Origin of the sequence: Gulosibacter hominis, assembly GCF_904842695.1 — a bacterium.
GTDB classification, from domain to species: domain Bacteria; phylum Actinomycetota; class Actinomycetes; order Actinomycetales; family Microbacteriaceae; genus Gulosibacter; species Gulosibacter hominis.
The window spans coordinates 1-24,588 of sequence record NZ_CAJGWQ010000010.1 but is presented as its reverse complement, the minus strand read 5'-3'; the positions used below and the strand labels follow the sequence as shown (position 1 = coordinate 24,588).

Sequence of the window (24,588 nt, the reverse complement as noted above, 5' to 3'; positions counted from 1 at the left end):
AGCCCGTGCGCGACTCATTAAACTGACCCTCATGCTTGATGGGTTGTTTGCCGCCGTCCCCGGCCGAGTGCGCACCGAACCGGAGCTGCTCGATCAGCTACGCAGCGACCGCTCGGGGCTGCGCAGCAGTGCGGCACCGCTGGCGCTCGTTGAGGCCGAAACAGTCGCCGATGTGCAGGCCACCTGCCGCTACGCCAACGAGCAGGGCATCCCGGTCGTAACCCGTGGCGCCGGTACGGGGCTCTCCGGCGGCGCCGTTGCCGGGCACGGTGAAATCGTGCTGTCGACGGCCAAGATGACCCGCATCCACGAAATCTCGCGTGACGACCTGCTGTGTGTGGTTGAACCCGGCATTATCAATGGCGACCTCAATCGCGAACTCGCCAAACACGGCCTGTGGTGGTCGCCCGACCCCGCCAGTAAAGACCTGTCGACCGTGGGCGGCAATATCGCCATGAACGCGGGCGGGCTGCTGTGCGCCAAATACGGTGTGACCCGCGAATCGGTGCTGTCGCTCAAAGTGGTGCTCGCCGACGGTGAGCTGATCGAAGTGGGACACCGCACGGTCAAGGGCGTCACCGGCCTCGACCTGTGTGCGCTGATGATCGGTTCGGAGGGCACGCTCGGCATTATTGTCGAGGCGACACTGAAACTTCGCCCGGCGGTTGCCGGGGTGGTGCCCACTATCGGCGCCTATTTTGACACCGTGGCGGATGCAGCTGCCGCGTCGGCTGCGATCACGGCGGCCGGTTTGCAGCCGGCGATACAGGAGCTGCTCGACGCCAATATGCTGCGGGCGGTGAGTGATCACACCGGCGTTGATCTCGCCAGCCAGGGCAATGTGTATTTGCTCATTCAAACCGATGGCAGCGATGCCGAGCGTGAGGCGCGGCTGGTGCTTGAAGTGGTCGAGCGGGCCGGCGGGCGGGCCCTGCTCACCACCGACCCCGAGGCTGCCGCATCGCTCGTGGATGTGCGCCGGCAGGGTTTTCCGGCGCTGGACGCAATGGGGGCAGTGCTGGTCGAAGATGTGGCGGTTCCGCGATCAAAAATGGTCGACATGTTCGCCGAAATTGATCGCATCGCCGCGAAATATAATGTGTTTATTGCCTGCCCGTCTCATGCCGGTGATGGGAATTTGCATCCGACCTTCGTATTTGAGGGGTCGGCGGATGCGGTTCCCGATCATGTTTGGGAAGCAGCCAGCGAAATGTTTCATGCCGCGCTTGAGCTTGGCGGCACGCTTTCGGGTGAGCACGGCATCGGCCTGCTCAAACGTCGCTGGCTCGGCGACGAGCTCGGCGATCGGCAGTATGAGCTGCAGCGGCAGATTAAACGCGTCTTTGATCCGAAAAACATTCTCAATAGGGGCAAGGTGTTTTTCGAATAGTGATTATTGGGTGACCTTTGTGAATTGTTGGTGGTGCCGGTCCGTTAATCTCTCATCGAATCTGAAGATAGCAAGGTAGCTGCAGGAGTACGCTGAGCTTGGGCGTTATCGTCGCCGATCGGCGCGTGATCCGTGCCGACTCATCTTCCAATCAGGAGGTCGTAATGAAGGCAGCACGCTACTACGGAAATCACGACATTCGCATCGAAGACATCCCCGAGCCGGCGGTTACCCCGGGCACAGTCGGCATCGACGTTGCCTGGTGCGGTATCTGCGGCACCGACCTGCACGAATACCTCGACGGCCCCATTTTTTGCCCGCCCGCGGGGCAACCGCACCCCATCTCGGGTGAAGAGTCGCCCGTCACGCTCGGACACGAAATGTCGGGCGTCGTCTACGAGGTGGGCGAGGGCGTTGAAGGGCTCGAAGTTGGCGACCACGTTGTCGTTGAGCCCTACATCATCGCTGACGGTGTCGAAACCGGCCCCGACAGCAACGACTACCACCTTTCGAAAGACATGAACTTCATTGGCCTCGCCGGCCGCGGCGGTGGCCTGTCAGAAAAGATCGCCGTCGAGCGCCGCTGGGTGCACAAGATTTCGAAGGATATTCCCCTCGACCAGGCCGCGCTCATCGAACCCTTCTCGGTGGCCGTGCACGCGGTTGAGCGCTCGGGTGCCAAGGCTGGCGATGTTGCTATCGTCGGCGGTGCTGGGCCGATCGGTGTGCTCTGCGGTGCCGCGTTGAAGGCCATCGGCGCCACCGTCGTGGTGTCTGAGCTGAGTGAACTGCGCCGTCAGAAGGCGCTTGACTCGGGTGCCGCCGATTACGCCTTTGACCCGCGCGAGGTCGACGTGGTCGAGAAGGTGCGCGAACTCACCGACGGCAAGGGCGCCGATGTTGCCTTTGAAGCCACCAGCGTGCAGGTCGTGCTCGACACTCTGATGGATGCGCTGCGCCCCACCGGTGTGCTGCTGATCGTCTCGATCTGGGGCCACAAGGCCGACTTCGACATGCACAAGCTGGTCATGAAAGAGATCGACATGCGCGGTTCGATCGCGTACGTCAACACGCATCCCAAGACCATCAAGATGGTTGAAGAAGGCAAGGTCGACCTGAAGCCATTCATCACCGGCAAGATCGGTCTCGACGACCTCATCGACAAGGGCTTCGACACCCTCATCAACCGCAACGAAACCGCGGTAAAAATTTTGGTGTCGCCCTCGGGTGAGGGTCTCGAATAGTCCCAACGAAGTGTGTGCATCCTGATGGGCACGCTGAGCGGCCCCGCAGTTTTGTTGCTGCGGGGCCGCTTGTTTCGGTGCCGGTCGGGCTGCTGGGGCTGTTTTGTGACACTAGGCTTGGAGCATGTCTGAACTGTCTTCGCGCGCATCCGCAGAAATTGAACTCGTAAACGAACACGGCACCAACAACTACGGCCCGCTGCCGGTGGTGCTCGCCGAAGGCAAGGGCGCCTGGGTCACCGACGTTGACGGCAAGCGCTACCTCGACGCCGTCATGGCATACTCGGCTGCGAACTTCGGTCACTCGAACGACAAATTCATCGACATCGCCTGCGCCCAGATGCGTAAGCTCGACGTCACCTCGCGGGCGTTTTATGCCACCGGGTTTGGTGAGTTCGCCGAGGCGATCACGAAACTGTCGGGCCTCGATCGCGTGCTGATGATGAACACCGGCGCCGAAGCGAATGAGACCGCGATCAAAGCCGCCCGCAAGTGGGGCTACAAGGTGAAGGGCGTGGCCGCCGACCAGGCCAAAATCATTGTGATGCACGGCAACTTCCACGGCCGTACCACGACCATCATGTCGTTCAGCGATGACGAAAACGCGCGGGATGGATTCGGTCCATTCACACCCGGATTCGTGAAGGTGCCGTTCGGTGACGCCGACGCGATTGAAGCGGCCATCGACGACAACACCGTCGCCGTGCTGCTCGAACCGATCCAGGGTGAGGGTGGCGTCGTGGTGCCGCCGGAGGGCTACCTCAAGCGGGTGCGCGAGATTACGCAGCGGAATAACGTGCTGATGATTTGCGATGAGGTGCAGACCGGGATGGGGCGCACCGGAACGCCGTTCCGCTTCCAGGCCGAGGGCATCCTGCCCGATATGGTCACCTGTGCAAAATCGCTGAGCGCCGGTCTCTACCCGGTGTCGGCGGTGCTCGGCAGCGACGAGGTGATGAGCGTATTCACGCCGGGAACGCACGGTTCGACCTTTGGTGGGAACCCGGTGGCAACCGCGCTCGGTAAAGCGGTGTGTGACGAACTCGCCACCGGCAAGTGGCAGGCGCACGCCGAAGAACTGCATCCGGTTCTCTTTGATGGGCTGCGCGCGCTGCTCGGGCGCGGTCTCACCGAGGTGCGCGGTGTGGCGCTGTGGGCGGGTGTTGATATTGACCCGGCAATTGGCACCGCCGCCGAGGTGGTTGCGGAGTTGATCGAGCGGGGGATTCTGATCAAAAACACCCGGCCGCAGTCGATCCGCGTTGCGCTGCCGATTGTGGTGAGCCGCGAAGAGCTCGAACTGTTCGTGCGTGAGTTCACAGCGGTGATTGAGCGCCGCTGGAACGAACGCCAGGCCTAGTTGCCGAGGGGCTGGGGGTGTGCGTCCCCAGCCCTGTTTGTTTTCCGGTGCTGTCTGCATCCGGTGCTGTCTATCTCTGGAGTGCTGCCTGCATCCGGTGCTGTCTGCATCCGGTCTGCTCTGTCTGCATCCGGTCTGCTCTGTCTGCATCCCGGCCGCTGCCTCTGCACCTGTGCCCTGCGATTTTTGTTTCCTGGCTGCATTAGTGGATTCGGGCTCTGATTTTTGGCTGCAGAATGGGCGGGATAGGTGCCAAAACCGGTGAATTCTGGCCTTTTCCTGTCTCGCTGCAGTCAAAAATCAGGAAACAGGAAACAAAAATCCGCAGGAACCAGCAGGAACCAGCAGGAACCAGCAGGAACCAGCAGGAAGCTGCAGGGAGCCGCAGAAAGCTGCAGGAACCCGGGCATAGGCTGGAAGCTATGACTCCTCGACCGGTAGCTGAACGTTTTTACATCCCCAAACAAGACACCAGCAATGATGGCTTCAGGGTTGACTATCTCGAACACCAGGTCCGCATCCGGGGGATCAACGTCCACATCTACGAGTGGCCGGCAAACCGTCGCCGTCCGCACGCGATCGTGCACATTTCGCACGGTGCCGGCGAGCACGCTCGTCGCTACCAGCGTCTCGCCAACACCCTGGCCGCCGCCGGCTACACCGTGATCGCCGACGACCACTACGGGCACGGTCGCACCGGCGTCGGCGCCTACGGGCTGGGGCAGCTCGGCCCCGATGGAGTGCCCGGGGCCCGCCACGCCGTGCACGAAGTGCTGCACCGCATCCGCGCCGAACACAGCGGGTTGCCGATCATTGAGCTCGGCCACTCGTGGGGGTCGCTCATGGCGCAGCAGCTATTCCGCACCGACCCCCACCTCTTCGACGGGCTCGTGCTTTCGGGCACCACGCTCGCGCAGCCGGGCCTGATCAATGTCGGCAACTACAACGCCGCGTGGGAGCACCTGAAAAAACCGCACGGGCTCAGCTGGCTTTCGCGCGACGAAGACGAGGTGTATCGGATGCTTGACGATCCCTACGGCTTTGACATCGCCCACTCGTCGGTGTGGTCGCCGCTCGGTGCGCTTGGCCTGCTGACTCTGCCGCCGCTGCCGCGTAGCGGGCGGGATGCACGCCTGCCGGTGCTCATTCTCGGCGGCGATCACGATCCGCTCAGCTATGGCGGTCGGGGCGCTCGGGCGCTTGCCTGGGCATATCGTCACGTTTCGCGGCTGCAGGATGTGGAGCTGCGCATCTACCCGGGTGCGCGGCACGAGGTGTTTAACGAGCTCGACCACGAAACCACCACAAACGACTTGCTGCGCTGGCTGGCGTTCCGATTTGAAACACCAGCCAGCGCAGCAGCAGAACAGCTTGGTTAGTCGTTGATTCCCTCGCCGACCACATCAATGTTGTGGGTCAGCGCCTCGGCGTCGATACGACCACGCACCACGAACCAGCCGATGAACATCACCACGAGCGCGATGCCGAACAGGCCGAGCGTGAGCGGGCCGATTTCACCGTCGAGGCCGATCATCACGACCACCGACACCAGGAACACCAGCGTGAGCAGGTTGACCCACGGGGCAAATCGCAGCTGGAACTCGGGGCGCTGCAGCTTGCCCTGGCGGGCGCGCCGCACCAGCGCCCAGTGACAGAGCATGATCGATGCCCATGCCGAGACGGTGCCGATACCCGAGAGGTTGAGCACCACCTCGAATGCCTTTTCGGGCATGATCATGTTGAGGAACACGCCGAGGATACCGACGGCGCAGGTGATCAGGATGCCGCCGTAGGGCACGCCCGCCTTGTTCATCCGCTTGGCAAATTTTGGTGCGGTGCCGGCCATTGCCAGCGAACGCAGGGTGCGGCCGGTGGCGTAAAGCCCCGCGTTGAGGCTCGACATGGCGGCGGTGAGCACCACGAGGTTCATCACATCGTCGGCGGCGGGGATGCCGATTGCGCTGAGCACGGTAACGAACGGGCTCTCGCTTGACGAGTAGGCATCCCACGGCATGAGCAGGGTGAGCAGCAGCACCGAGCCGACGTAGAACAGCAGGATGCGCCACACAACCGAGTTGACCGCGCGCGGGATCGACTTGTGCGGGTCGGTTGATTCACCGGCGGTGATACCAACCATTTCGATACCAGCGAAGGCGAACACCACACCGAGGGTGATGGCAAATAGCGAGCCGATACCGTTCGGGATCAGGCCACCGTGTTCGGTAATGAGGCTCAGGCCCGGCTGGTAGTCGCCGACGGCCTGTCCGCTAATCAGCACCCAGATACCGATGATGCCGAACAGGACGATCGCACCAACCTTGATGAATGCGAACCAGAATTCGAGTTCACCGAATAGGCGCACCGAGATCAGGTTCATGGTCATCACGACCGCGAGCGCGATGAGCGCGAGCACCCACTGGGGGATCGGCATGAAGATCGACCAGAAGTGTGCGTAGAGCGCTACCGCGGTGATGTCGGCGACGACAGTGGCGGCCCAGTCGAGGAAGTACAGCCAGCCGACGGTGTAGGCGCCCTTTTCGCCAAAAAACTCACGTGCGTAGCTCACGAAGGCACCCGATGATGGGCGGTACATGGCGAGCTCGCCGAGCGCACGCACCACCATGTAGGCGAAAACACCACAGATGGCGTAGACGATCGCGAGTGCCGGACCGGCGATTTCGAAACGGCCACCGGTGCCGAGGAAAAGCCCCGTACCGATCGCGCCGCCGATGGCGATCATCTGGATGTGACGGTTCTGCAGACCCTTTTGATAGCCGTGGTCGCCGATATCGACGGTGCCCGTGTTGCTTGCGGGAGCTGCGGAGCTGTCGCTATTTGTCTTCTTTGACATCTTCTCGCTTCGGTTAGGGCTGCGGAATCGGCACCGGGATTAGGGCGACTCGCGCAACCGACATTCAGTATTCGGCAGTCCGGATGCGCGCAGTCGTCCCCTTGGTGGAGGAACGCGGTCGCATCTGAGTTAGTTGCACTCAGTCATCATGAACTGCTCGGTTACGAGTCGGAATGTCAAGTTTGGTGACGGGCATCATATTGGCTATGGAGCTCGGTTTGCTGCTGCCCACCTAACGCACAGCTAACGGGATGCGCGGGCTAGGGCACCCGGAACGTCCACTCGTCGCTGGCAAACTTCGTGTCGGCAAGTTCGCGTGCCCGCTGCAGCTCGGCCGGGGTCACTTCGCCAAATTCGGCGCGGTTCTCGGCCATGAATGACCGCGTGAGCGAGCTGATGATTTCGTCGCGGGGCATACCGGTTTGCGATCGCAGCGGCGACACTCGTTTTTTCGCTGAGCGGATGCCCTTATCACTGACCTTTTCGCGGCCGATGCGCAGCACCCTGGTCATCTTGTCGGCGTCGATGTCATACGACAGCGTGGCGTGGTGCAGCACGCCCGCGCCCATGCGTTTTTGTGCGGCGCCGCCGATTTTTCCGGCCGGTGAGGCAATGTCATTGAGCGGCTGGTAGGTGGCGTTCACGCCAATTTCGCGCAGCGCTGTCAGCACCCATGAGTCGAGGTAGGCGTATGACTCGGCAAAGCTCATCCCCGCCACCAGTTCGGTGGGTACGTACAGCGAATAGGTGACCACGTTGCCGGCCTCCATGAACATGGCTCCGCCGCCCGAAACGCGACGGATCACCTGGATGCCCTCAGCCTGTGCCGCATCCAAATCGACCTCATTGCTCACCGACTGGTACGAACCGAGAATCGCCGCTGATTCGGTCCACTCCCAAAACCGCAGCGTGGGGGCGCGGCGGCCGGTAGCAACTTCTTCGGTGAGCACCTGGTCGAGCGCGACGTGTACGCGCGCCGGCAGCGGGCCCGGATGCACGACCTGCCAGTCGTAGTCGTTCCATTCGCGCGCTCCGGTTACGGCGCGGCGCACGACGGTGGCGATTGCGGCGGGGCTGACGCCCACCAGGTGTGCGTCCTCGGGGAGTGCTGACTGTATGGCGCGCGTGATTTCGGCCGCCGTCGAATCGACAGGAAGTCCCGTCAGCGCGGTATTGATCGCGTCGAGTGCTTCATCCGGTTCGAGAAAAAAGTCGCCCGCAACCCGTGGATTGGTGATGCGATCATCCCGCACCTCAAAGTCGATCACCACGAGTTTGCCGCCGGGTACCTTGTATTCGCCGTGCACTACTGGCCCTTCTGGTCGATGCCGAACTGCTCGCTGCTGCTCGGCTGGGTTGCCGCAGCGGAATCGTCGCCGAGCGACGGCGTCACCTTGGCGGCGTCGAGCAACTTGGCGACATCTTCCGCTGTGGACGCGGCGGGCTCGGATGCACCGGTGCCGCGGCTGGTGAGATGCGCAAACTCGGGGTGGCGGCGCAGCCACATCGCCACATATGAGCACTCGGGGATGATCGTCGCCGTCGTGGTTTCGGCAAGCTCGCGCATCCCGTGGGCAACGAGCCGTGAGGCCACGCCGCCACCCTGGTGGGCCTCATCGACGACCGTGTGGTCAATGATGATGCGGTCGCCCCGGTCGACGAACGACATGAAGCCCACGAGCTGATCGCCGTGGTGTGCCACGAATCGTGAGCGACTCGCGTCGCGGGTGAAGGTGTAGCTGTCGGAATCACTCATGCCAATAGTGTGCCGAAACGGGCTGGATGTTTCCGCAAGCCGGTGGTCGATTATGAGCGTTCCGGTGGTTTTTTTCGACTCCGGGATGCAGCGCTGTTGTTCGCGTTGTCGTCGGTTTTTGGCAGCACGATCGGAATGGAACCGGTGGGTGCATCCCCGGCCGTGCTCGGGGGTGTGATCTGGCTGCGGTCGTGCATTTCTTGCAGTGCTGAGCGATCGCCGAGGCGCGTGTCGGGCAAGAAAAGGGACAGCGCTAGTGCGGCCGCCACCATGGCGAGACCGAACCAGAAGGCCTGCACGGTCGAGTCATTAAACGCCCACAGGAAGGGCGCGGCGAGCTGGTCGTTGGCGTGCATCAAAAACGACGTGTCGCCGTGCAGCGAGTTCGCCGGGTCGCCAGATTGCGATTGCAAAATTTGGATGAGCGCGGCGTTGTCGGGGTCGGCGCGCACCTCTTTTTGCGCCAGCGCCTGCTGTACACCGGCGCGCAGCTCGGGGCGGTCGAACGCCTCGGGAATCGTGATCGAAAGCGAACCAAACAGTACCGAAAAACCGATCCCGGTGCCGAAGGTGCCGCCGATTGAGCGGAAAAACGCGGATGCCGACGACGCCACACCCATCTGCTCGGGCGCGACCGACGATTGCAGGGTGAGCGTGAGCGATTGCAGCAGCGCACCCAGCGCGACACCGAACAGCACCATTGGCAGATACAGCCGCCACAGCGGCTGGTCGTATTCGCTGGTGGTGAGCAGCCAGTAGGCCACCAGCATCAGCGCGGTGCCACCAACAACCAGTGGTTTGGTGCGGCCAAGTTTTGCCACCACAAAGCCCACCACCATTGATGAAATGAGCTGCGCAAACACCTGCGGCAGCAGCGCCAACCCGGCGGATGTGGGGTCGAGGCGCAGCACGATCTGCATGTAGAGCGGCAGGATGATCATGGCCAGGAACATCCCGAATCCCACCAGCACGCTCACACCAACCGCCACCGAGAAGGTTGGGATGCGAAAAAGGCTCAGCGGGATGATTGCATCGTCACCCATATGCCGTTCGACGAAAACAAAAACAATCAGCGATACGACGGTGGTTACGTAACAGGTGATGGCGGTGGGGGAGGTCCAGCCCCAGCGCATCCCCTGTTCTGCAACGAGGATGAGCGGCACCACGATGAGCACCACGAGTGCCGAACCGAACCAGTCGATACGCGCGCTGCCGTGCACTTTGGGCAGGCGGAGGTGACGCCAGGTGAGGATGAATGCGATCAGTCCCAGCGGCACGCTGATGAGGAACACCCAGCGCCAACCGGTGACGCCGAGGATTTCGTCAATGCCGGCGAGCAGGCCGCCGACGAGCGGGCCGGCCACTGAGGAAACCCCGAACACTGCCATGAATAGGCCCTGCACTTTGGCGCGCTGGGTGGGTGAGAGCACATCGGCGATGACAGCCAACGGTAGCGTCATCAAACCGCCCGCGCCCAGACCCTGCACGCCACGGTAGGCGGCGAGCTGGATCATATCGACAGAGGTGGTGGCCAGCAGTGAACCGCCCACAAAAAGCAGCATGGCAGTGAGCAGCAGCGGCCGGCGCCCGAAAATATCCGAGAGTTTGCCATAAATGGGTGTGCTCACCGTGGATGCGATGAGGAAGGCGGTGGTGACCCAGGCCTGCATGGAAACACCGCCGAGATCGTCAGCGATCGTGCGCATGGCGGTGCCGACCACGGTTTGGTTCAGCGATGAGAGGAATAGCGCCGCGAGCAGGCTGATCATGATCAACCTGATTTCGCGGGGAGAAAGCAACGGCGCTGTTCGTTTGTTCAAGTGACCCACCTTCGCTGTCGGCGACGCGTCGGCTGGAACGTCAGTCGACTAACGACAGCCCGCCTAGCCTACGCCTTACTCACACCTGAAACCGGTAGATTTCCGACAAAGCCTCTACTTCGGGTCTGTACGTAATCCACCCAGTGCGGAGTGAATCATGAACAAGTGTTCTCAATGCGGAGCTGTAGCAGCCGCCAGTCAGCGATTTTGCGGTGAGTGCGGTGCCAGGCTCGTGGCGCCTCCGAGCGGTGAACGAAATGCCGTGATGCACCGTCCGGGTGGCGGCGTTCCCGACCCGTTCACGGTTGGCGGCAGCGATGACGCGGCGAGTGACGACTTTTTTTCGCAGTTTGTGCCGAAGTCATCAATCGACTCGGATGATGCGCCACAGCCCCCGCAGCAACCCACTCGGCGAGCTCGGCGTCGCTTCAACCCGAGCCTTTATGACACCGGTGAGGTGCCGACCACACTGCCGAAGCTTGAAAGCGAGCCGGCGCCGCAGCAGCCGTCAGCAGCTGAGCGGGCCACGCCACCCGTTGCGCCCGAGCCCCCGACGCCGGCTCAGCCCGAACCCCCGGTATCGGGCGAGGCTGAGCCAGAACGAGTGAATCGTCCACGGCTGCAAGCCGCCGAACCTGCCGTGCCAGCAACTCCGCCGCAAGCCGCCGAGCCTACGGCGCCGGCACCCGAGCAGCAGCCCGCAGCTGGCGAACCCGAACCGCCGACCGCGCCGGTGCAGGTGCCACCCTCTTTCCTCGACGACGAACCAGAGAATCAGCCGGAAGCCGAACCGAACGCATCCGATACCAACACCGTCGAACGACCCACCGGGTCGGCGGGTGAGTCGACATTCACCTCGCTCATTGTCGGGCTGGACAACGACCCGGCCGACCGTCCGATTAGTTCCCCCGCCTTTAATGAGACGGGTGTTGTGCCGCTGCCGCGGCAGGACCCGGCGCCGATTGACCCCGAGGTCACGGCGGCTCGTGAGCGTGCAGCCGCATTTTGGAGCGGAAACGGTGGCGGACAGCCGGCTGACGCGGCGCAGCCTGCCGACCCAGCTCAGCATGATCACCCAGACCAGCACGGCACTCCGGTTCAGCACGAGACCACGATCGACGAGCCGGATCACGATGACGAGCCGGATCACGACGACGATCAGTACACCAACATCGACGGGCTCTTTGCTGAGCCCGAGCCGGTTGAGCGATTCGCCGATGACAGCGATGAGCAGCCAGTGGCCGATGATCCGGATGCGACCCGTCGCCACGAGCCGGTAGTCGTTGCCCAGCCATCTCCGTTTGCACCGCCGGCTGCCGCAGCTGGTGGCAGCGAGATGCCGCCGCTACCGGGGCTGCCGGGGAGGTCGGAAGTGGCCGATGGCCACCGGCAGCAGGATGCGCGGCGCGATTCGGCAGCTGCCGGTGCTGATGCTGGTGCCGGTGCCTTCGGTGGCGGCGGCTTTGCTGGCGGCGGAAAAGATGGCGCTGCTGGCAGTGGTGGCGGGGGCGAGCAGGAGCAACAGCGCCGTGGCGTGCGGGTGATCCTCGCGGCAGCCGCGGCCGCACTGGTGGTGATCGGTGGCGTATTCGGTGTGACTCGCCTCTTTGGCGGTGGCGACGACGGCGGCGAGGCCGCGGCAACGACCAGCGCTTCGGAGGCCCCGGCAACAGTGACGGCCCCGAACCTCCCCGAGCGCGAGACCGAGAGCCCCGCGCCACCCACCGAAGAACAGCCACAGTTTGAACCGGTGGCATTCCAAAGCGAATCGGGCAATATTCGCTGCCAGATCACTCCCGAAAACGGGGTGGCCTGCCAGATGCTCAGCCCCGCCTTTGCGCCCGATGAAAATCAATGCGATGGAGCTTTTAGTGGCGCCGCTGTCGGGATCACAAAAGACGGCGTGAACTATCCGTGCCTCGAGGGCGATCTTGCCGGGGGGCAGGTGGTGGCCTACAACGAAGTGATCTCGGTCGGGGAATTCAACTGCGTCATCGACTACGAGCTCGGCCTCAGTTGCAATAACAAGGCGGTGGATGCGTTCACGATGGAGTACTCCGACGGTATCAGCAGCTCGGGTAACGTCGCCGCCGATAAAAACCCGACGGTTCCGGTCTACGTGCCGTAGCGACGCATCCTCATTGCCAGCTGGCAATCAAAAAGTTGCGGGGTCGAGCAGCAATAGCTGCCCGGCCCCGCAACTCTATGGCCTTCGTGGCCCGCGCTAGCCTCCGAGCGCCTGGTCCACAATCGCCTTCGCCTCGGCCTGCACCTGCTTCAGGTGTTCGGGGCCCTTGAACGACTCGGCATAAATTTTGTACACGTCTTCGGTGCCGGAAGGGCGTGCCGCAAACCAGGCATTTTCGCTGACGATCTTGACGCCACCGATCGCGGCACCATTGCCCGGAGCCTCCGACAGCCGCGCGATGATCGGCTCACCAGCCAGCTCGGTGGCGGCAATCGAATCACCCGACAGTGCTTTCAGTACCGCCTTCTGGTCGGGAGTCGCCGGCGCATCCACACGCTGGTAGGCGGGGTCGCCAAACTGTTCGGTGAGATCGCGATAGTGGTGCGAGGGCGACTTACCGGTAACCGCAATGATTTCGGCCGCCAGCAGCGCCAGCAGGATGCCGTCCTTATCGGTGGTCCAGGTGGTGCCATCAAATTTCAAAAACGCGGCACCGGCCGACTCTTCGCCACCAAACACGACCGTGCCATCCGAAAGGCCAGGCACGAACCACTTGAAGCCCACCGGCACCTCGATGAGCTTGCGTCCGTGCGATGCAACCACCCGGTCGATCATCGAGCTCGACACGAGCGTCTTCCCGATACCGGCCTCGGGTGACCAATCGGGACGGTGCTGCAGCAGGTAGTTGATCGCCACTGCGAGATAGTGGTTCGGGTTCATCAGCCCCGCCGAGGGGGTGACGATACCGTGGCGGTCGGCATCAGCATCATTACCGGTGAGCACGTCGTACTCATCCTTGTGTGCGAGCACCGAAGCCATTGCCGACGGCGACGACGGGTCCATCCGGATCTTGCCATCCCAGTCGAGCGTCATGAACGGCCAGCGCGGATCAACTACCGGGTTGACCACGGTCAGATCAATACCGTAGGTCTCGGCGATACGCTGCCAGTACTTCACGCTCGAACCGCCGAGCGGATCGGCACCGATGCGTACACCCGCGCGCTGGATCGCCTCAAAATCAATGATGTCGGCGAGATCGTTCACATAGTTGCCGAGGAAGTCATACTTGCCGATCTTGCCGTCAGAGTTCACCCGCTGCACGTCATCGAGCCCCGCGGCAATGAGCTCATTGGCGCGGTTTTCGATCCACTTGGTGGCGTCGGTGTCAGCCGGGCCGCCGTGGGGTGGGTTGTATTTGAAACCGCCATCCTGCGGCGGGTTGTGGCTCGGCGTGATGATGATGCCGTCCGCAACATCATCGTGACCTCCGCTGTTATAGGCGATGATGGCGCGCGACAGCGACGGCGTGGGAACCCACGAATCGTCGGCATCGGCGAGCACGGTAACCCCGTTGGCGGCCAGCACATCCAGAGCGGTTTTTTCTGCCGGCTCTGACAGTGCGTGGGTGTCGCGGCCAATAAATAGCGGACCGGTGATGCCCTGCCCGGCGCGATACTCGCAGATTGCCTGTGTGATCGCCAGGATGTGCGTCTCGTTAAATGACGATTTGAGGCTCGAGCCGCGGTGCCCCGAAGTGCCAAAAGCAACTCGTTGCGTTGGCTCGCTCACATCGGGAACATTGCGGTAGAAGGCGCCGACCAGAACGTCAACGTCGATGAGATCTTCTGGAAGGGCAACTGTGCCAGCTCGCTCATGCATACTTCCATCCAACCAGCTACTGGTGAACGTCGCCTTACCGCCTCCAACCTGCCACCCGGCATGAGCGCGCACGGTTAGCTCTAGGCTGGATGCATGGAGACGATCTCGTTCCTCGGCCCCGCCGGCACCTTCACCGAAGCCGCACTCAAGCTCGCACCCGACGCGGTGGGCAAACACTGGAAGCCGGTAACCAATGTGCTCGAAGCGCTCGACGACGTGCGCACCGGACGGTCGGTGGCCGCGATGATCGCGCTCGAAAACTCGATCGAGGGTGGCGTAACCGCATCCCAGGATGCCCTGGCCACGCTGCCAAAGCTGCGCATCTCGGGCGAGTATGTGGTGCCCATCCGTTTTGGTCTGGCTGTGCGACACGGAACCGCACCCGGCCAGATTCACCGCATCGCCGCGCATCCGGTTGCCTACGGCCAGTGCCGCCGCTGGCTGCAGCGCAACGCACCCGGCCACGAACACATCGTCGCCGTATCAAATGTGGCAAGCGCCCACGATCTCATAGACGAAACCAACCGCATCGACGCCGCAATCACCCCGATGACGATCACGGAACACGTCGATGTCGAACTGCTCCACGGCGATATTCAAGACAACCAAAACGCCTTCACCCGCTTCGTGCTGGTCACCACCCGCACCGATGTGCCGGCTCGCACCGGGAACGACAAGACCAGCCTGATCGTCGAGCTTCCCGAAGAGCGGCCCGGCGGGCTGATGTCGATGCTCGAACAGTTCGCCACCCGCGGCGTCAACCTGTCAATGATCACCTCGCGACCACTGCCCGACCAGCCCGGTCGCTACCGCTTCGTGATCGACCTCGACGGGCACATCCACGATGCGCGCGTGCACGAGGCACTTTTGGGGTTGCGGCGATTCAGCCCGCGCGTCACCTTCCTCGGCTCATACCCGCGGGCAGTGGCCTCGCGCGTGGAAATCAACCGGGCCTACTCAGACGAAAATTTCGCCGAGGCCGAAAAATGGGTGGCAGGGCTCGACAGCTAGCGCGCCACGCGACCGCGCAACCCAAAAACCAGGCGCGCGGTTTCATCGACGGCGGGCGCCCGCACGTTGAGTGCATCGTGATGCACCACCACCAAACCATCGCGCACCCGACCAAGCAGATCCCCATCCAGCTGGAACGGTTCGGCATCTGAATCAACGGCGAACGAAACGCCCGCGCCCTGCGCGCCGGTGATGGCACGGTTGCCGCTATAGCGTCGCGCCACCTGCTTTTCAGCATCCGACTCCAGCAAAATCTCGCGCAGCGGCGGCACGACCGTCGAAATACTCCGCAGCATCCCCTGGCCGAGCAGCTCGAGCCAGCCCAGCGGGCCACGCGGTCGCACGATCACCACATCGAGCATGCCGTCATCAAAGGTGGCATCGGGTGCGAGCGTGATTCCGCCCTGCAACTGGCCACAGTTGAGCAACAGCATCGAAGCGGCCCGCACCCCGTAGGTGGATTCCGAATCCACGCGATAGCGCGCGGTGAACATCGGCTGTTTGCGCAGCGTGCGGGCAACTCCGCCGAGATACGCGAGCCAGCCGAAACGCTGCTTTTTGTCTTCGTCGGTGAACTGAATCATGCCGGCATCGATGCCCATCCCCGCCATCACCATGAACCACTCACGAACCCGGTTGCCGTCATCGAGCGTCGCGGTGAGCTCGCAGGCGTCTAGCGGACGTGTGGTGCCGCCGAAAGCGATCTCGAAATGAGTTTGCAGCGGCTGGCGTGGGTCGATACCGAGATTGCGTGCGAGCAGATTGCCAGTGCCCAGCGGCACAATGCCCAGTGCCACCGGCGCCTTTGTTTCGGCAAGCGCCGCAGCCGCCTCACGTACCGTACCGTCGCCGCCGCAGGCGATGACGAGATCGACACCATCCGCAATCGCGTCTGCCGCGGCCTCGGCTGCCGAATAGTCGGGCCGGGTGGGAATGATTTTTGAGGATGCGTAGTCATTCGCGCGCTCGGCCGGCAGCAGCGCAGCGGAAAGCTCCGACTCATCGATTTTGGTGGGGTTAAAAATAATCGCGGCGCGCACGGTGACTCCTCAGATCGGGTTCAACGGTCCCGTTCACGTGGCGAGTTTACGCGCCAAGTACGATGGCGAGGTGATCGATGTTCAAATTCTGCGTGACCAGCCCGAAATTGTGCGTGCATCCCAGCGTGCGCGAGGTAATGACGAAGCGACGGTAGACGCCGCCCTGGCTGCCGACACCCGTCGACGCGAAGCGATTCGAAATTTTGAAACGCTGCGCGCCGAACAGAACGCACGCTCGAAAGCCATCGGTAAAGCCGCCAAAGAAGAACGCCCGGCCCTGCTCGCCGAGGTAAAAGAGCTCTCTGAGCAGGTGAAACAGGCCCAGGCCGAAGTAACCGCCGCCGAGAGCGAGTTCACCGCAGCAGCCGCCCGCATCGAAAACCTCGTCGCCGACGGCGTACCGGCAGGTGGCGAAGACAATTTCACCGTGCTGAAAACTGTCGGCGAACGCCCGACCTTTGATTTCACACCGCGCGATCACCTCGAAATTGGTGAGCTCATCGGCGGTATCGATATGGCGCGCGGAGCCAAAGTATCGGGCTCACGATTCCACTTCCTGCGCGGCATCGGCGCCCGACTCGAACTCGCCATCATGCAGCTCGGGCTCAACAAAGCACTCGAAGAAGGCTTCGTGATGCTCACCCCGCCCACTCTCGTAAAACCCGAAATCATGCAGGGCACCGGTTTTCTCGGCGAGCACGCCGATGAGGTGTATCTGCTCGAACGCCAAGACCTTTACCTCACCGGCACCAGCGAGGTGGCGCTCGCGGGCTACCACGCCGACGAAATCATCGATGTGACCGAACCGCTGCGCTATGTGGGCTGGTCGACCTGCTACCGCTCCGAAGCGGGATCGGCCGGTAAAGACACCCGCGGCATCATTCGCGTACACCAGTTCAACAAGCTCGAAATGTTTGTCTACGCCGACCCCGAGATCGCGCAGGCCGAACACGAGCGGCTGCTGGGCTGGCAGGAATGGATGATGAACGCGCTCGGGCTGCACTACCGCGTCATCGACACCGCCGCCGGCGACCTGGGGTCGTCAGCAGCTCGCAAATATGACGTCGAAGCGTGGGTACCCACGCAGGAAACCTTCCGCGAACTCACCTCGACCTCAAACTGCACCACGTTCCAGGCTCGCCGCCTCAACACGCGTTTCCGCAGCGAGGGCGGCCGCACACAGCCGGTGGCAACGCTGAACGGCACACTCGCCACCACGCGCTGGCTGGTGGCGCTGCTCGAAACGCATCAGCGGGCCGATGGCTCGGTGGTGGTGCCCGAAGCGCTGCGTCCCTACCTGGGCGGCCTGGAAGTTATCGAACCGGAGGCGTAGCGCGATGACGACCGGACGGATGCTGATTGCCCTCGATATTGACGGCACGATTCTTGATTCGTCGGGTCGGATACCCGACGAAACGCATCGTGAAGTTGCGCGCCTGCGCGAATCGGGTCACGAGGTGATGCTCGCCACCGGACGTTCTCCATCCGACACGCTGCCGGTGGCAGAACGCCTGGGAATTATCTCCGACTACATCGTGTCGGCAAACGGCGCGATGACACTGAAACGGGATGCATCCGGAAACTATCGCGCCGAATGGGTCGAAACCTTCGACCCCACTGAGACGCTGCTGTCACTGCGTTCGGTGCTGTCGGGTGCGAACTACGCGGTGGAGGGGCCGGACGGCGTGTTCCGCTACGCCGGCACCTTCCCCGAGGGATCGTTCGAGGCGCAGGGAAAACAGGTTGAGTTTGAAGAGCTGCTGCACCAGCAGGTCACCCGTATGGTCGTGGTTTCGTTCGACCAGACCACCGAAGAATTTCTCGCCCAGGTCGAAAAGGTCGGCCTACACTCGGTGAGCTACTCGGTGGGTTGGACCGCCTGGCTCGATATTGCGCCGTTCGGTGTCAATAAGGGTGTGGCGCTTGAACGCGTGCGGCAGCAGCTCGATATCCCGCGCGAGTCGGTGTTTGTGGCCGGTGATGGTCGCAACGATATTGAGATGCTCGAGTGGGCGAAAACCGGTGGTGGCCGCGCGATTGCGATCGGCGGAGCGCCACAGGAAGTGATCGATGCGGGAAATGAAATTGCCGCCGATTTCAACCACGAGGGGCTCGCAAAAAAGCTTGCAAGCATCCCGAGTTTGGGGTGCTGAGCTGGCATTTTTCAGAATGTCTCGTTTTTATCACGAAACGTCGAGTAGGATGTACAAATCGACTTGCGCCAACCGGTGCAAATCGACTGGAGGGCTGTCCGAGCGGCCGATGGAGCTGGTCTTGAAAACCAGTGGGCAGCAATGTCCCGTGGGTTCGAATCCCACGCCCTCCGCACAGGCCAATAGCAATCGCACCGAGGGAAGCGCCGCCGAGTGGAATCAGATTTCGATCGCGCCATAGCGCCTCGCCGGGGGCGCCGAGCTGCGACAATGGCGCGGCACGGGCGGCTGCGGCAGACCGGAGCCGCTGCATCCCTCGCAAAAGGGTTGGCGATGCTGCTGGGCACCGCGCTGGTGTCGGTGCTCGTGTTCGGTGCGATTGTCTACACCAATCTGCGCTCCGGAGTTGAGACCTTCGAGATCGCCGAAGAAGCGCCGGTCAAAAACCTCGCTGCGATCGAGGGCGGTGTGAACTTCCTGCTGGTCGGCAGCGACGACCGCACCGGTCAGGGCGCTGAATTTGGTGAGGGAAGTGAAGACGCCGAGGGCGTGCTCAACGACGTCACGATGGTCCTGCATCTGTCGGAGGACCATAAGCACGCAACCGTAGTGTCCATCCCTCGCGACACGCTCGTCGATACCCCCACGTGCATCAGTGACGAGGGCGAAGAGATTCCCGAACAGTACGGGGTGCAGTTCAACTCGCTGCTCGGCAGCGGTGGCATGAACTGCGTTATTTCGACAGTTGAACACATGAGCGGACTGGACATTCAGTTTGCGGCCATGGTGAAATTCCGTGGCGTTATCGAGATGTCGAACGCGGTGGGTGGCGTCGAGGTGTGTGTTGAGCAGCCCATCGACGACCCCTATATCGGGCTGCAGCTTGATGCTGGCTATCACACGCTCAAGGGTGCGGATGCGCTGGCTTTCCTGCGCACCCGCCACGGCGTGGGCGACGGGAGTGACCTGTCACGCATCTCGAACCAGCAGGTGTTCCTCTCGGCGCTGATGCGCACGCTCAAGAGCAGCGACACCCTGACCGACCCGACGAAGCTCTACGGAATTGCGCGCGCGGCAACACAAAATATGGTGCTTTCGAGCAACCTGAACAATCTGGATGTGATGGTGCAGATCGCTGTCGCACTGTCGGAGGTGCCGCTCGACCAGATCAGCTTCGTGCAGCTTCCCGTGGTGACTTCGGACTACGACGCCAACCGTGTGGTGCCCGATGAATACGCCAGTGAGGCGCTTTGGGAGCTGCTGCGCAATGACCGTTCGCCGAATGTTGCGCCGAAGGGGTCGGAAGCCGCCGGCGAAACGGACGCGGCGCCCGAGGGCGAGGCCGGTGCTGAAGGCGAGACCGGTGCTGAAGGCGAGGGCGCGGAGTCGGAAGACCCCGCAGCCGGCGAGGGCGAGCCTGAGAGCAGCGGTGAGGCCACGCCCGATTCCGGGCCAACGCTGACCGGGCAGACCGCCGACGATGTGCGCTGCTCAAACTCCGACTCGATCTTCTAGTGTCTTCTTGTGTCTCCTAGTGCTGCGCTTTTGTGCTCACGGCTGGGTAGCGGGCATTGGGGCTCGAGGCGTGAGTGTGCTGCGGTCTTGTGCCAATGGCCGTGGGGAGCGTGTACACTAGGCAAGTCTGGACACGTGCGAGAGCGGCCGAATCGGCCACCCTGCTAAGGTGGAGTCCCGCGTTAGTGGGACCGTGGGTTCGAATCCCACCGTGTCCGCCAGACTCAAGCCCTCGACCCCGTTGCAATCATGCGGAGGTCGGGGGTTACTTGTTTCCCTCGTTCCCGCCAAATGACCCTGTAACTGCCAAATGACCCTGTTACTGCAGCGGCTCCGCCAACGCAGGCCCCCAACTACCGCCAAATGACCCTGTAACTGCTAAGTGACCCTGTTATAGGAGGGTCACTTGCCACTAACAGGGTCACTTGTGCACGCGGTGAAGGGCAGAAACGTTCGAGGCCGCTTCGCCGCAGCGCCCCTTCACAGCCAGACCTCGTCACCGCTGCGCCCTGCAGCACCACCCCGTTACTGCAGCACCCCTTTACCGCTAAATGACCCTGTTAGCGCAGCGACTCTGCCAACACAGAACTCCTTGGCCGCTAAGTGACCCTGTAACTGCTAAGTGACCCTGTTATAGGAGGGTCATTTGGCACTAACAGGGTCACTTGTTGAACAAAATGAGGTGCCACACCTAGTGCAGCTCAAAATGCTTCACCACCTCGAACGTGAAGCACACGACGGGAGTGTTATCGGTGAGCTCCACCTGACCCACCTCCGCAACGTACTCGGGTGAAGTCCAAAAGCGTTCGTGGCAGCCTCGCCACTCGGCAGCGTCGCGATAGCCCTCGCCCTCAGCAACGGCATGCGCATCACTCACATCGGCAAGCCGCATCACGCACACGCTTGTCGTCTGCGTGATGCATACCACTCGGTCGTGCGAATCGACTACCGCCTCAAACGTGCCAAACTCTGCCAGCGGGTTCTCACCCAGCTTGTACTCGGCCAGCAGACATGCGGTGGACGTCTTGGTGCCGTCGAGAATCGCTGACACGAGCCGGTCGCGGAGCGGACCCGGGAAGGCATACTCGCCGCGGCGAAGCCGCTCAACCGGTGGCAAATCAGTCATGCGGCGATTGTGGGACGGGCCAGATAAACCGTGCCTAGGCACGTTTCGATGCGCGGGGCGGCAGCTTTTTGCGCGGCAGTACGATCATGGCAACTGTCGTGGCGATCACGAAAATTGTCGCGATCATCCCAATCAGCGCCGGCCATCCGAGCGACTGATAGAACAGTCCACCCACAAAGCCGAACACGCTCGAGCCGATGTAGTAGCTGAAGTTATACAGCGCGGTCGACTGCGCCCGGCCAATTTTGGGATGCGCACCCGCCCACCCGGATGCGGTGGAATGCGCGCCGAAGAACGCGGCGGTAAACACGATCAGCGCGCCGATCGAAACAGCAAGCGACGGCACCAGCAGCAGTAGGAGCGCGGCCATGGCGATGGCGTCACTGATGAGCATCACGATTTTGCGGCCGTATTTGCCCGCCAATCGACCGGCGATGGGCGACGAGAAGGTACCCGCCAAATAGGCGAGGAACACGAACGACGACACCCACACCGGCAGCAGGTAGGGCGGCGCGGTGAGGTGCGAGCCGAGATAGTTGTAGAGCGCAACAAATCCACCCATCATCATGAACGGCTGCAAATAGAGCGCCAGCAGCACCGGATCAGTGAGGTGGCGTGCCGAGTTGCGCAACGTGTCAATGATCGACTGTTTGATCGTCACACCCTGCGCACCGATGGGTTGGAATCCGTGCGGAGACGGTGCCAAAACCACAAAAAGCGTGGCGGTGAGTACCGACATCACTGAGATCGCGAGAAAACCCGCCTGCCACGATCCGGTGAAATCACCTACCGGGCCCGAAATAATGCGACCCGAGAGGCCACCGACGGTATTACCGGCGATGAATGTGCCAACCGCAGCGGCTGCATCCAGCTGGTGAATCTCTTCGTTGATGTAGGCCATCGCCACCGCGGGAACGCCGCCGAGCGCGAATCCTTCGAGCAGTCGCGCCGCGAGCGCCAGCTCGAAAGTGGGCATGAGGGTCACGATGATGCCGAGCACCGTGGCCGCGGTCACGGCGATGGTGATGGTGCGCTTGCGGCCGATGCGGTCGGCGACGAGCGACCAGGGCACCGTTGCGAGGGCGAGCCCGCCGGTGCCCATTGACACCATCAGTGATGATTCGGCGAGCGAAACCTCGAACGCCTGCGCGATCTGCGGCAGCACCGCCTGGGGAGCATACAGCTGCGCGAAGGTGGCGATGCCGGCGAGCAGCATGGCCAGTTGGATGCGCAGGTAGTGCCGCGAGCCGCGGCGATGTCCCAACCAGGTCGTGCCTGTCTCAGAAAAGCCGGGAATCGAGTCACTCACACGGTCTAATCTACTCCGCCGAGCGCGGCTTGCTTCCGCGTCAAAGTCTGTGCTAATTTAGCTGAGTCGCCCGCACGGCGGGAAATGGCAGCTGCGCCCGTAGCTCAATGGATAGAGCATCTGACTACGGATCAGAAGGTTAGGGGTTCGAGTCCCTTCGGGCGCGCATCGGACGCCCCGGCACCATCATCAGGTGCCGGGGCGTTGTTTGTTTCGCCCGTCATCAGCCAATGCACGTCAACGCCGCAAGCGAATGCCCACATTGATAGGGTCGCGCGGTTTGGTGTGGCTAGGCCGCGCTCGGCATTCGAGATTGTGGCGCGGCTAATACCAGCTCGCTGCGCTAGCTCGCTCTGCTCTAGCCCAGCGAACTCGCGCGCCACGCGCAGGCGCGTTCGTAGTGTGATCTGCGGAATTGCACCGCCGTGGATGGGCTGCATAGTCATATCTGCAACGTTACGCATTGCAGACATATGCCTCAAGTGTCTATAGCGAGTTTGACAGCCAAAGCTAGGCATATGCGTAATGATGCTGTACGGTTAGTCATATGCATAGCTCTGGATACATGTCTACGCGCGATGTTGCGCGGGTGCTCGGACTGTCGCACCAATATGTAGCGCAGCTTGTGCGCAGTAAGACGCTACGGCCAGCGCTGAAAGCCCCTGGCCGCCGTGGTGCCTACTTCTTTGATCCTGCTGAGGTCGCCCGCTTCAAGACCGAGCGCGCTGGTGCTCACAAATCGAAGTAGGGCATCCAGTCATGTTCGCCAAGCACAAGCTCAGCAGTGGCCTTGAGATCGTCATATTCGCGATCCTTACTAATCGCCACCGTGCCGACGTTCACACCGCCAACGACGGCGGCGTGCAGCTCGCGAGCCTTGGCGAACGCTGCTGGACGCAGCCAACCAAGCGTGCTCTCGCCGCGCTTGACCAGCAGCATCGGCTCGCCCTTGTATTTCCCATCAGGCGACGCGATGACCTCCAGCTCGCACCACAGCCACTTACGGCGCTTACCGTCGGGTATCGCCTTAAGCCGCTCAGCATTCGCCACCGGCTGAAGAAGCACCTCGATGCGCTCGCCATCCCAGCGCTTGAATTGTGCAAGGCGAGCCTCACGCGCCGCCAACTCAGCCGCTTCGCGAGCTTCCTGCTCAGCCGCTTTACGAGCGGCTCGCTGTTCACGTCTCTGCTTGAACCATCCCATGCCCACAGCCTAGGCGGTGATGCCTAACGCACCACGCCACCTATCTAGCCGCCGGTAGCGCGCGGCGCACCAAGCGCTACGGCAGTGCAGCGATACACGCGGGACTGCCTCACCAACTCGACGGCCTTGATACGCCACCACATTGGCACGTGGTGCCCAGAGAGGTGGGGAACCAGCTAGTCACGACTGATCCCCGTGCTAGCAGGAACGCCACAGCGCCACACCCCCAAAACGGGATGGCGCTAATTGGCGTTGCTGACGGCACAGTTTCGAGGCTTGCCGGGTGAATTTGCCTTGGGGAGTGGGGCCGCACCGGCACAGGTGCGCCAGCACTCCAATCAGTCACCCGGCCAGCTACCAACTCAAACCAACAAGAAAGACCAGAGCGCATGACAACCGAACAAGTCCACCGCCGCCAACTCACCGCCCTACTCGTTGAAGCTCACCGCGAACTACAGCGCACCCGCTCAACAAAGCAGCTCGACCGCCCCGGCATCCTCATGCAGCGACAAGCCCAGTCTGCCCGCGCCATGATCGGCCTAGCCGGCTCAGCCGTCGCCGACGCCATGGAAGCCACAGCTAACAACGCCGTCCCGCTCGCCTTCGCCCAAGACGTAACCGAGCACGCGCTACAGCTCCAGCGACTCGCTCTAGAAAACACCGACCGACTCATGACAAAACCATGACCACACCAACCCAGAAGCCCAGCCGCCCAATGTTCGCCGTAGTCGCGGCCTGGTCGCAACTACGAGACACCGCTTACATTCTGCGAAGCGCAGCCCCGCTGTATCGACCAGGAATGCGAGCCCGCATGATCGCCGCCGCCGCCCAATGCGGACGTGCAGCCCGGCTACTCGCCCAACGCGAGTACTGCCTGGACGAAGCCCTAGCCATACTCGACGCCGTGCGTCCACTAATCGAAATGATCGAGCGCCATGCACCCCCCACCCCCCGAAAATGACC

The 24,588-nt window shown here is 62.4% G+C and carries 21 protein-coding genes and 3 tRNA genes; 14 read left to right on the top strand and 10 right to left on the bottom strand.

Going from position 1 to position 24,588, the window contains the following annotated elements; all coding sequences use genetic code 11:
• The first annotated feature begins 31 nt into the window (after nt 1-31).
• The 4 genes from JMV54_RS07575 (at nt 32) to JMV54_RS07560 (ending at nt 5,373) form a co-directional block, all read left to right on the top strand.
• The gene (locus JMV54_RS07575) at nt 32-1,390 is read left to right on the top strand and encodes an FAD-binding oxidoreductase (protein WP_201518308.1); all 1,359 of its coding nucleotides are present in this window, start codon (nt 32-34) and stop codon (nt 1,388-1,390) included.
• A gap of 164 nt (nt 1,391-1,554) precedes the next feature.
• A complete protein-coding gene (locus tag JMV54_RS07570) occupies nt 1,555-2,634 on the top strand; it encodes a 2,3-butanediol dehydrogenase (protein ID WP_201518307.1) in 1,080 nt (359 codons plus the stop codon).
• A 124-nt stretch (nt 2,635-2,758) separates the two neighbouring features.
• Complete coding sequence (rocD, locus tag JMV54_RS07565) at nt 2,759-3,994, top strand: ornithine--oxo-acid transaminase (RefSeq protein ID WP_201518306.1); 1,236 nt, start codon at nt 2,759-2,761, stop codon at nt 3,992-3,994.
• A gap of 422 nt (nt 3,995-4,416) precedes the next feature.
• Entirely contained in the window at nt 4,417-5,373 is a 957-nt protein-coding gene (locus JMV54_RS07560) for an alpha/beta fold hydrolase (protein ID WP_201518305.1), read from the top strand.
• Here JMV54_RS07560 and JMV54_RS07555 read toward each other — a convergent pair.
• The 4 genes from JMV54_RS07555 to JMV54_RS07540 all read right to left on the bottom strand — a co-directional run bounded on the left by JMV54_RS07555 (nt 5,370) and on the right by JMV54_RS07540 (nt 10,370).
• Complete coding sequence (locus tag JMV54_RS07555; RefSeq protein ID WP_201518304.1) at nt 5,370-6,845, bottom strand: amino acid permease; 1,476 nt, start codon at nt 6,843-6,845, stop codon at nt 5,370-5,372. The genes JMV54_RS07560 and JMV54_RS07555 overlap by 4 nt on opposite strands.
• Nucleotides 6,846-7,105: 260 nt before the next feature.
• Nucleotides 7,106-8,152 (bottom strand): lipoate-protein ligase LplAB, encoded by a 1,047-nt coding sequence (locus JMV54_RS07550; protein ID WP_201518303.1) that lies wholly within the window; start codon nt 8,150-8,152, stop codon nt 7,106-7,108.
• Nucleotides 8,152-8,601 carry a GNAT family N-acetyltransferase gene (locus JMV54_RS07545; RefSeq protein WP_201518302.1) on the bottom strand — a complete coding sequence of 150 codons (450 nt, stop codon included), beginning with the start codon at nt 8,599-8,601 and terminating at the stop codon, nt 8,152-8,154. Before JMV54_RS07545 ends, JMV54_RS07550 begins: the two co-directional genes overlap by 1 nt.
• Before the next feature lie 50 nt (nt 8,602-8,651).
• Nucleotides 8,652-10,370, bottom strand: a complete 1,719-nt coding sequence (locus JMV54_RS07540; protein ID WP_201518301.1) for an MDR family MFS transporter — start codon at nt 10,368-10,370, stop codon at nt 8,652-8,654.
• Between the two features lie 313 nt (nt 10,371-10,683).
• Between JMV54_RS07540 and JMV54_RS07535 the strand changes: the two genes are divergently transcribed.
• Nucleotides 10,684-12,549, top strand: a complete 1,866-nt coding sequence (locus tag JMV54_RS07535; RefSeq protein ID WP_201518300.1) for a hypothetical protein — start codon at nt 10,684-10,686, stop codon at nt 12,547-12,549.
• 96 nt (nt 12,550-12,645) lie between these two features.
• Here JMV54_RS07535 and pgm read toward each other — a convergent pair whose 3' ends face one another.
• On the bottom strand, nt 12,646-14,268 hold the full coding sequence (gene pgm / locus JMV54_RS07530; RefSeq protein WP_201518299.1) for a phosphoglucomutase (alpha-D-glucose-1,6-bisphosphate-dependent): 1,623 nt from the start codon (nt 14,266-14,268) through the stop codon (nt 12,646-12,648).
• Nucleotides 14,269-14,361: 93 nt separating this feature from the next.
• On the opposite strand from pgm, the gene pheA reads away from it, so the two are divergent.
• Nucleotides 14,362-15,279: a prephenate dehydratase gene (gene pheA / locus JMV54_RS07525; RefSeq protein ID WP_201518298.1), complete on the top strand. Its 918-nt coding sequence runs from the start codon at nt 14,362-14,364 to the stop codon at nt 15,277-15,279.
• Here the strand turns inward: pheA and JMV54_RS07520 are convergent.
• Nucleotides 15,276-16,319, bottom strand: coding sequence for a diacylglycerol/lipid kinase family protein (locus JMV54_RS07520; protein WP_201518297.1), 1,044 nt, complete (start codon nt 16,317-16,319; stop codon nt 15,276-15,278). The two genes, pheA and JMV54_RS07520, sit on opposite strands and share 4 nt — an antisense overlap.
• 70 nt (nt 16,320-16,389) lie before the next feature.
• On the opposite strand from JMV54_RS07520, the gene serS reads away from it, so the two are divergent.
• The 5 genes from serS (at nt 16,390) to JMV54_RS07495 (ending at nt 20,208) form a co-directional block, all read left to right on the top strand.
• Entirely contained in the window at nt 16,390-17,652 is a 1,263-nt protein-coding gene (gene serS / locus JMV54_RS07515; protein ID WP_201518296.1) for a serine--tRNA ligase, read from the top strand.
• 4 nt (nt 17,653-17,656) lie between these two features.
• A complete protein-coding gene (locus JMV54_RS07510) occupies nt 17,657-18,472 on the top strand; it encodes an HAD family hydrolase (RefSeq protein ID WP_201518295.1) in 816 nt (271 codons plus the stop codon).
• Nucleotides 18,473-18,560: 88 nt separating this feature from the next.
• Nucleotides 18,561-18,645: transfer RNA gene (locus JMV54_RS07505), tRNA-Ser, on the top strand.
• 97 nt (nt 18,646-18,742) lie between these two features.
• Nucleotides 18,743-19,987 (top strand): LCP family protein, encoded by a 1,245-nt coding sequence (locus JMV54_RS07500; protein WP_201518294.1) that lies wholly within the window; start codon nt 18,743-18,745, stop codon nt 19,985-19,987.
• 129 nt (nt 19,988-20,116) lie between these two features.
• Nucleotides 20,117-20,208 (top strand) — tRNA-Ser (locus tag JMV54_RS07495).
• 470 nt (nt 20,209-20,678) lie between these two features.
• Here the strand turns inward: JMV54_RS07495 and JMV54_RS07490 are convergent.
• Together JMV54_RS07490 and JMV54_RS07485 are read right to left on the bottom strand one after the other, a co-directional pair.
• A complete protein-coding gene (locus JMV54_RS07490) occupies nt 20,679-21,113 on the bottom strand; it encodes an ASCH domain-containing protein (protein ID WP_201518293.1) in 435 nt (144 codons plus the stop codon).
• 34 nt (nt 21,114-21,147) lie between these two features.
• On the bottom strand, nt 21,148-22,422 hold the full coding sequence (locus JMV54_RS07485; RefSeq protein ID WP_230972862.1) for an MFS transporter: 1,275 nt from the start codon (nt 22,420-22,422) through the stop codon (nt 21,148-21,150).
• Nucleotides 22,423-22,515: 93 nt separating this feature from the next.
• Between JMV54_RS07485 and JMV54_RS07480 the strand changes: the two genes are divergently transcribed.
• Nucleotides 22,516-22,588: transfer RNA gene (locus tag JMV54_RS07480), tRNA-Arg, on the top strand.
• On the opposite strand, the gene JMV54_RS07475 is transcribed toward JMV54_RS07480, so the two are convergent.
• On the bottom strand, nt 22,554-22,868 hold the full coding sequence (locus tag JMV54_RS07475) for a helix-turn-helix domain-containing protein (RefSeq protein ID WP_230972861.1): 315 nt from the start codon (nt 22,866-22,868) through the stop codon (nt 22,554-22,556). The two genes, JMV54_RS07480 and JMV54_RS07475, sit on opposite strands and share 35 nt — an antisense overlap.
• A 119-nt stretch (nt 22,869-22,987) precedes the next feature.
• Between JMV54_RS07475 and JMV54_RS07470 the strand changes: the two genes are divergently transcribed.
• The gene (locus JMV54_RS07470; protein WP_201518292.1) at nt 22,988-23,170 is read left to right on the top strand and encodes a helix-turn-helix domain-containing protein; all 183 of its coding nucleotides are present in this window, start codon (nt 22,988-22,990) and stop codon (nt 23,168-23,170) included.
• On the opposite strand, the gene JMV54_RS07465 is transcribed toward JMV54_RS07470, so the two are convergent.
• A complete protein-coding gene (locus JMV54_RS07465; RefSeq protein WP_201518291.1) occupies nt 23,155-23,625 on the bottom strand; it encodes a hypothetical protein in 471 nt (156 codons plus the stop codon). The two genes, JMV54_RS07470 and JMV54_RS07465, sit on opposite strands and share 16 nt — an antisense overlap.
• A gap of 389 nt (nt 23,626-24,014) precedes the next feature.
• Here JMV54_RS07465 and JMV54_RS07460 point away from each other — a divergent pair, with 389 nt between their 5' ends.
• Entirely contained in the window at nt 24,015-24,311 is a 297-nt protein-coding gene (locus tag JMV54_RS07460) for a hypothetical protein (RefSeq protein ID WP_201518290.1), read from the top strand.
• Nucleotides 24,312-24,588: the final 277 nt, after the last annotated feature.